Raw genomic sequence first — 7,517 nt, forward strand, 5'->3', positions numbered from 1 at the left:
AAGGATGGGTGTATGGCGTTATTAAAAAAGAGCTTTCCATTAGTGTTTTTAATCGTTGTTTTAACGGTTACTTATTGGGCTGGAAAAAAGAGTGCAGAACAACCCATTTCTATAGTGGATAAAACAGGAGTATCCCATAAAGCTTCAAAGGAAAAAATGGGACGACCACCGGTGAATGTTGTCGTTGATCTTGTAAAAGTTCAAGATCTTTATGAACAACTTAACGTGCTTGGGAGTGGAAAAGCTCTTGCAGAAGTCGATCTTACCCCTTTATCCTCAGGTGTTATTGATAAGCTTTTTGTATCAGCTGGCACAAAAGTACAAGCCGATGATGTGATTGCAAAGCTTGATTCTAAAAAAGAGGAAATAGCGGCTGCAAAAGCAAAAGTACAACGTGATAATAATGCGTTAACGCTTTCGCGCATTCTTAAATTACGCGCCAGCAATACAGCAACGGAAGTTCAAGAAATTATGGCACGCTTAGAGTTGGATAACGCAAATTTAGTTTTGCGTAATGCTGAATTAGAGCTCGATAGGCGAACAATTCGTGCACCGATTCCTGGAGTTGTTGGTATTTTGCCCGTTGATGCGGGGAATAATGTAGCCCTTAATACTGTAATAGGCCGTATTGAGAATAGAGAACGTATTTTGGTCGATATATGGGCCCCTGAACGATATGTGTCGCGCATCCATAAAGGAGATGAGGTAACGGCAACGTTAACAGCGCAGCCAGATAGATCTTTTGTTGGTCATATTTATGCGATTGATAATATCGTTGATCCAGAAAGTCGCACACTTCATGCTCAGGTTGAAATTAATAATGAAAAAGATACGCTCATGTCTGGTATGTCCTTTTCTGTTGTCTTGCAATTTCATGGTGGTTCTTTTCCTGTCGTTAATCCTCTTGCTGTTCAATGGAACAGTAAAGGGTCATTCGTTTGGCGCGTGAGAGAAGGAAAAGTAGAGTCTATACCCGTATCAATTATTCAGCATAAAGCGGATCAGGTTTTCGTGAAAGCTGCCCTAGAAAATGGTGATCAGGTTGTCATTCAAGGGGTGCAAATGCTTTATCCAGGAAGTAAAGTAACTATTGATGATCCAAAGTCCCATCAACAGCAATTATCAGCAGGTTATGGAATGGATATACAATGAGCCAAGAATTGAGCACAAAACAGCCTACGTCAAAGGTGGAGCAAGGTGGTCTCATTACCTTATTTATTCGCAGACCGGTTTTTACTCTTGTTTTGAATGCTATGATCATCATTGCAGGATTTGCAGCATGGTTAAATGTTGATGTAAGAGAATTACCCGATGTTGATACTCCCGTAACAACGATTGTGACGATGTTTTCTGGTGCATCGGCAGAAACAATTGATCGTGAAGTTACAAAAGTTATAGAAGATGCTGTTTCTCGTGTTTCAGGTGTTAAGACGATTTCTTCAACGTCTTCTTTTGGACGCTCCCGTGTGCAGATTAATTTTAATGTCGGTGTTGATTTGAATGTAGCGGCATCTGATATTCGTGATGCTCTCTCCCGTGTTACCTATTCTTTACCGAAAGATGCGGATTCGCCTTTGATTATTAAAGCAGATTCGAATGCTGCTGCCATGATGTATTTGGTTGTGACGTCACCAACAATGAGTGTTGATGATTTAACCACGATTGTAAACGATCAGATTGTTGATGCTATTTCTGCTGTTGATGGTGTTGGTGATGTACAGGTCGATAGTGCTCGCACAAAGATTTTTCAGATTGATATAGATCAAGCAAAACTTGCAAGTTATGGATTAACTGTAGCAGATATTTCACGTGTTCTTGCTGATATGACAACAGATGTGCCAGTAGGGTCATTACGCAATTCTAAGCAAACTTTAGTTGTACGTGCTACTGCACGTTTAACAACACCAGAATCTTTTGAACAAGTTGTTTTAAAGCCTCATGTGCATCTTGGTGATGTTGCGCATGTTACTTTATCGCCGGATATAGAAACGGTTATTCTTCGTATCAATGGAAAGACAGGTATTGGATTAGGTATCGTACGTAAAGCACAATCCAACACTCTTAATATTTCTGAAGGTGTGAGAGCTGTTGTTGATAATCTCAAAAGTATTGTTCCTTCTTCTGTACATATAGACGTTATTAATGACGATGCAATTTTTATTAAAAGTGCCCTTCATGAGGTTGAGGTTGCGTTGGTCATTGCTATTTTGAGCGTTGTCTTGGTCATTTTTCTTTTTCTCAAAGACATTCGTGTAACACTGATACCTGCTTTATCTCTTCCTGTCGCTTTGATTGGTACCATTGCAGCTATTTATCTTGTAGGATTTTCATTGAATATTCTCACATTTTTAGGACTTGTTTTAGCAACAGGGCTTGTTGTGGATGATGCCATTGTTGTTCTTGAGAATATTGTTCGGTGGCGCAACATGGGATTAGGTTCCAGAGCAGCGGCGGTGATAGGAACACGTGAAGTATTTTTTGCTGTTTTAGCAACAACATTGACATTAGTGGCTGTGTTTGTTCCTATTTCCTTTCTTCCTGGGCAAGTTGGAGGACTTTTTAGAGAATTCGGTTTTGTTTTGGCAATTTCTATTTTGCTTTCTTCAATTGTTGCTTTAACACTTTGTCCCATGTTGGCTTCACGTTTTCTCAAAGAACATATTGAGGATAAAGAGGAAAAGTCCCATCATTATTTTACTTTTTTATATAAATTAGGTACTTTTTTTCATAAGGCATATACTTACAGTTTGCATAAGTGTTTAGAAAAGCCTTGGGCTGTTGTTTTTGCTTCACTTATTTTTGGGGGTCTTTGTGTTGGAGGCTATACGAAGCTACAACAGGAATTAACGCCAGCAGAAGACAGAGCTGTGATCTTTTTGGTCATTAATGGACCACAAGGGATTTCGACACAATATTTGAACGAGCAGGTAGAGCAAATTGAAGCAAGTCTACAGCCATTACGTGATGCAGGGGAGATTGCTAACAGTTACTCTATCGCGGGTATTGGAGGTTCACCCAATACTGCTTTTTTGATTTTATTGCTTTCATCTTGGGATAAACGTTTACGTAGTCAGCAAGAAATTGTGAAAGATGTTAATGCAAAGGTTAAACAGTTTCCTGCAGTTTTTGTGTTTGCTGCGCAGGGAAATTCTCTAGGTGTGAGCGGAACTGGGCAAGGGTTACAATTTGCAATTCTTGGCAATGATTATGCAACATTACAACCCATTGCTGATAAGCTGGTGAGTGCTTTACAAGATGATCCGCGTTTTATTCGCCCACGCCTTACTGTTGATGCAACACAACCGCAATTTTTTATTGAAATCAATCGAAAAAAAGCCTCTGATTTAGGGATTGATATCACCAATTTGGGCGATACATTACAAGCAATGTTGGATGGTAAAAAGATTGGTTCCATTAACGTGGATGATCATTCTTACGATGTTAAATTGATATCGCGTAAAAATTCTATGAAGAGTCCTAGTGATTTAGAAAATATTTTCTTAAAGACTAAAGACAATCGATATGTTCCTTTATCGGTTATTGCGCGTTTACATGAAAAAGCTATCGCCCCCCAATTAAAACGGGAAAAACGCATGAGTGCTGTTATTTTAAGCGCAAATCTTGCTCCAGATATCGCTTTAGGGGAAGCTTACCAAACTGTACAGAAAATTGCTTCTCCTTTGTTATCGAAAGGAACCTATTTGGTTCCCTTAGGGGAAGCCGAAACGCTTAATGAAACATCTTCCAATTTTATGATTGTTTTTGGTATTGCCTTTTTGATTATTTTATTGATTTTGGCTGCTCAGTTTGAAAGCTTTATTTCAGGATTCATTATCATGGCCACTGTCCCATTAGGGATTGGTTGCGCTGTAATTGCTATGCTATTAAGCGGTGTGAGTCTTAATATTTACAGCCAAATTGGATTAATTTTGTTAATTGGTGTTATGGCAAAAAATGGTATTCTCATTGTTGAATTTGCAGATCAATTACGCGATCAGGGAAGAAGCGTGCGTGAAGCCGTAGAAGAAGCAGCAAACATTCGCCTTCGTCCAGTTTGTATGACAATGATTTGTGCCATTTTAGGAGGTATTCCTTTGGTTTTAGCCAAAGGTGCTGGCGCAGAAGCTCGTATAGCTTTAGGTTGGGTTATCGTTGGTGGCTTAGGTTTAGCAACTATTTTTACGCTTTATGTCACACCGGTTGCGTATCTTTTTTTGGGGCGTTTTATAAGACCAAAAGCAGAAGAAGATTTACGTTTAATAAAAGAACTCAATCAAGTTAAATGATGTATCTGGTAGAAAAGATTTGAAAGTTTATTCTTGTAAAAATATCATTTTCGGATCTTATCCTTTTATTTTGTATATTCCTTCATTTTGATGTGAGCAGTGAAAATAGCGAGCAATAAAGGAGACGCTTTCTGCTTTGTTATTGTTTAGGCATAGATTTCATTATCAATAACCATATAGGATAAGCTTATGGGAGATAGCTTTTCGATTCGAAATGAAAAGGCTTTTGAAGCCACATTAAAAGCTTTACGAAACCATGCTGCAAAGGATGGGGTCTATGATATTCGTCGGCATTTTGTAGAAGATGAACAGCGTTTTTCCCATTTTTCCCTCAGACTTGATGATCTTCTTTTCGATTTTTCAAAATGTGGCGTGACATTTAAAACATTGCAACTTCTAGATGATTTAGCTGTCGCAGCAGATGTGTTAGGCCGGCGTGATGCAATGTTTTCTGGTAAGGCGATTAATACAACTGAAAAACGCTCAGTTCTTCATGTTGCATTACGTTTACCTGCGGATGAAATTTTCATGTTGGATGGTCATAATCTTATTCGCGATATTCAAGACGTCCTTGAAGATATGGAAAGATTTTCTGAAAAGGTGCGTGATGGCAGCTATAAGGGAAACAGTGGCGAGAGAATAAGTGATATTGTCAATATTGGTATTGGTGGTTCTGATCTTGGTCCTGCAATGGTCACATATGCTTTAAAACCTTATCATGATGGTCCACAGTGTCATTTTGTTTCGAATGCTGACAGTGCTCATATTTCTGATACTCTCTCTATTTTGAATCCAGCAACAACGCTGTTTGTCATTGCTTCTAAAACTTTTACAACGGCTGAAACAATGGTAAATGCTCAAGTTGCACGTCAGTGGATTTGTTCACATTTAGGAGAAGAAGCCGTTTGTACGCATTTTGTTGCTGTTTCAAGTGCGCTTGATAAAGTAGCAGAATTTGGCATAGATTCCACAAGAGTTTTTAAATTTTGGAATTGGGTTGGAGGACGTTATTCAATTTGGTCAGCCATTGGACTTGTTGTTATGTGTGCAATAGGTGGTGGAAATTTTCGCCAATTTCTCAATGGTGCTTTGCAAATGGACCAACATTTTAAAACTATGCCTTTGCATAAAAATATTCCTATTCGTTTTGCTCTTTTAGGATTCTGGCATCGTGTTATTTGTGGTTATTCATCACGTTCTATCATTCCTTATGCACAGCGTTTAATACATTTTCCAGCTTATTTACAACAGCTTGATATGGAATCAAATGGTAAGCAAGTCTCGCTGGATGGAAAACCATTAAGTTTTTCAAGTGGTCCAATTGTTTGGGGGGATTCAGGCACAAATAGTCAACATGCTTTTTTTCAGCTTCTTCATCAAGGAACAGATATTATTCCTGTAGAGTTTATTTTATTTATAAAAGGGCATGAGAAAAATTTACATTCTATGTATGAGATGTTGCTAGCAAACGGTTTAGCACAGTCAAAAGCATTGATGAAGGGGCGTAGTATTGAAGATACTCGGCATATCTTGATAAAAAATGGAGTTGATGAGGATGAAGCAAATCATTTAGCACTTCATAGAAGTTTTAAAGGAAACCGTCCTAGCATTACGCTAGTTCAAGATTTATTAACACCTTTTGCACTCGGTCGTCTTATTGCGCTTTATGAACACCGTACTTTTGTTGAAGGGATTTTAATGAATATTAATTCATTTGATCAATGGGGTGTTGAACTTGGTAAAGAATTAGCAAACGAGTTACTACCAATTCTTCGTGGAGAAAGTAAAGCGGATAATCGTGATAGTTCAACATTAGGGTTGCTAGCACATATTCAAGCAAGACGTGCAAAATAAATATAATTTTACAGTAGGTTTTGTACTAACTAAGCAAAAGTAGAATGAGAGAGAAATATGAGATAATTCTTCAATTTTACTATGCGTTCTCTTATTATCTGAACTGGATTTATGTAACAAAAAATCAAAAAAGTGCAAAAGTTGTAAAAATGAAAATTTATTCGCAAAAACGATAAAGAGCTTTGAAAGGTCTTTGAAGACCCTTTGAAAAATGGATTGGTACAAAACCTAGTGGCAAAATATACAAATGTAGTTTGACAGTAGTTTTTATACTAAGTGGGAAGAGGTGGGATTAGGTAGGAATACGTGGTAATTTGTTGTTTTTATGGTTATTTTTTACCATTAAATGCGCGTTTTGTCAAAATAGATTTTGACACCTAAAATTGCAAAAAATGGTAAAAAAGAGCGAAAATTAGAATTTAGGGGTGAAAATGAAAGAAGGCTTTGAAAGGTCTTTGAAAACCCTGTGAGAAATTTTGAAAAGTCTGTGAAAGCCCAGAAAACCGCCTTTGAAGACTCTGTGAAAAAAATTCTGTAAATCGTGAAGCTCACTCCAAAATCAGCCAAAAATAACCAAAAAAGCAAAAAAGATTTCCATATATATGTGGAAATCTCTAAAAATCGAGTAAAAAATATTTTTTATCAATATGTTGTGTCAATTTTTTAATGTAAAAAGATTTCCACTTTCATTTTTCATATTAAAGGGGCATTAAGCCGTATTTTGTGTAGTTTCTAGATGTACTCTTTCAGCCTCTATTTGACGTTTTAAATGAATTTTAAGAAGAGGGAAAGTTGCTTCGACTTCTTCCATGTCGTTGATGTCTTGAACAAGCTCTTGCAGTTTTTTATAAAGTTCCGCCGCGAGTTCCGCTATATCTTCAGGGGGGAGTTTTATTTTAGCATCGCGATAGGTTGTATAAGCTATGCGACCAAGCTTTTTCATGAGACCAGTAGGGATAGTTTGTGGTTTAAAACCAGCTGCTTTCGCTTTTGCCATGTCACTAAACATTTCGCCTTCGCCAGTGAGAAGCCAATGAAAGTCTACGCCATAAATTTTATGATAGGCAATTACGATAGATGCTGGTGGTTCATTTACACCGAGCTCATAATTTGCGAGCGTACCTTTCGCTAAATCAAGAGTTTTTGCAAAAGCGCCGCGTTCTTCATTTCCAAGCATTTTTCTTATGTCACGTAGGCGTTTTGCCAATGGTGTTTTGGGTTCTGAATCGGGACGTGCCAAAAAAATACCTCATAAATTCATTTTTTATGTTTACAAAGCATAAAAAATGAATTAACTACATATTACCGCCCGATATAGAGGGCAGATATTTTACCATTAACCCCACAAAAAACGGATGGTTTGAGCATCCGTTTGAA

The 7,517-nt window shown here is 37.6% G+C and carries 4 protein-coding genes; 3 read left to right on the top strand and 1 reads right to left on the bottom strand.

Annotated features, from left to right (window positions below):
* Window positions 1–12: 12 nt before the first annotated feature.
* The 3 genes from ACFIKU_RS00870 (at window position 13) to pgi (ending at window position 6,140) form a co-directional block, all read left to right on the top strand.
* A complete protein-coding gene (locus tag ACFIKU_RS00870) occupies window positions 13–1,152 on the top strand; it encodes an efflux RND transporter periplasmic adaptor subunit (RefSeq protein ID WP_375641414.1) in 1,140 nt (379 codons plus the stop codon).
* Complete coding sequence (locus ACFIKU_RS00875; RefSeq protein ID WP_375641416.1) at window positions 1,149–4,286, top strand: efflux RND transporter permease subunit; 3,138 nt, start codon at window positions 1,149–1,151, stop codon at window positions 4,284–4,286. The genes ACFIKU_RS00870 and ACFIKU_RS00875 overlap by 4 nt, the downstream gene beginning before the upstream one ends.
* Window positions 4,287–4,475: 189 nt before the next feature.
* Window positions 4,476–6,140: a glucose-6-phosphate isomerase gene (pgi, locus tag ACFIKU_RS00880; RefSeq protein ID WP_375641417.1), complete on the top strand. Its 1,665-nt coding sequence runs from the start codon at window positions 4,476–4,478 to the stop codon at window positions 6,138–6,140.
* Between the two features lie 709 nt (window positions 6,141–6,849).
* Here pgi and ACFIKU_RS00885 read toward each other — a convergent pair.
* Window positions 6,850–7,380 carry a helix-turn-helix transcriptional regulator gene (locus ACFIKU_RS00885; RefSeq protein ID WP_375656403.1) on the bottom strand — a complete coding sequence of 177 codons (531 nt, stop codon included), beginning with the start codon at window positions 7,378–7,380 and terminating at the stop codon, window positions 6,850–6,852.
* Window positions 7,381–7,517: the final 137 nt, after the last annotated feature.

This window comes from Bartonella sp. CM120XJJH (assembly GCF_042194715.1).
GTDB lineage: Bacteria > Pseudomonadota > Alphaproteobacteria > Rhizobiales > Rhizobiaceae > Bartonella.

What these genes read in the sequence shown, in the direction of transcription:
- ACFIKU_RS00870 (WP_375641414.1), top strand. Translation starts at nt 13, where the DNA reads ATGGCGTTATTAAAAAAGAGCTTTCCATTAGTGTTTTTAATCGTTGTT.
- ACFIKU_RS00875 (WP_375641416.1), top strand. Translation starts at nt 1,149, where the DNA reads ATGAGCCAAGAATTGAGCACAAAACAGCCTACGTCAAAGGTGGAGCAA.
- pgi (WP_375641417.1), top strand. Translation starts at nt 4,476, where the DNA reads ATGGGAGATAGCTTTTCGATTCGAAATGAAAAGGCTTTTGAAGCCACA.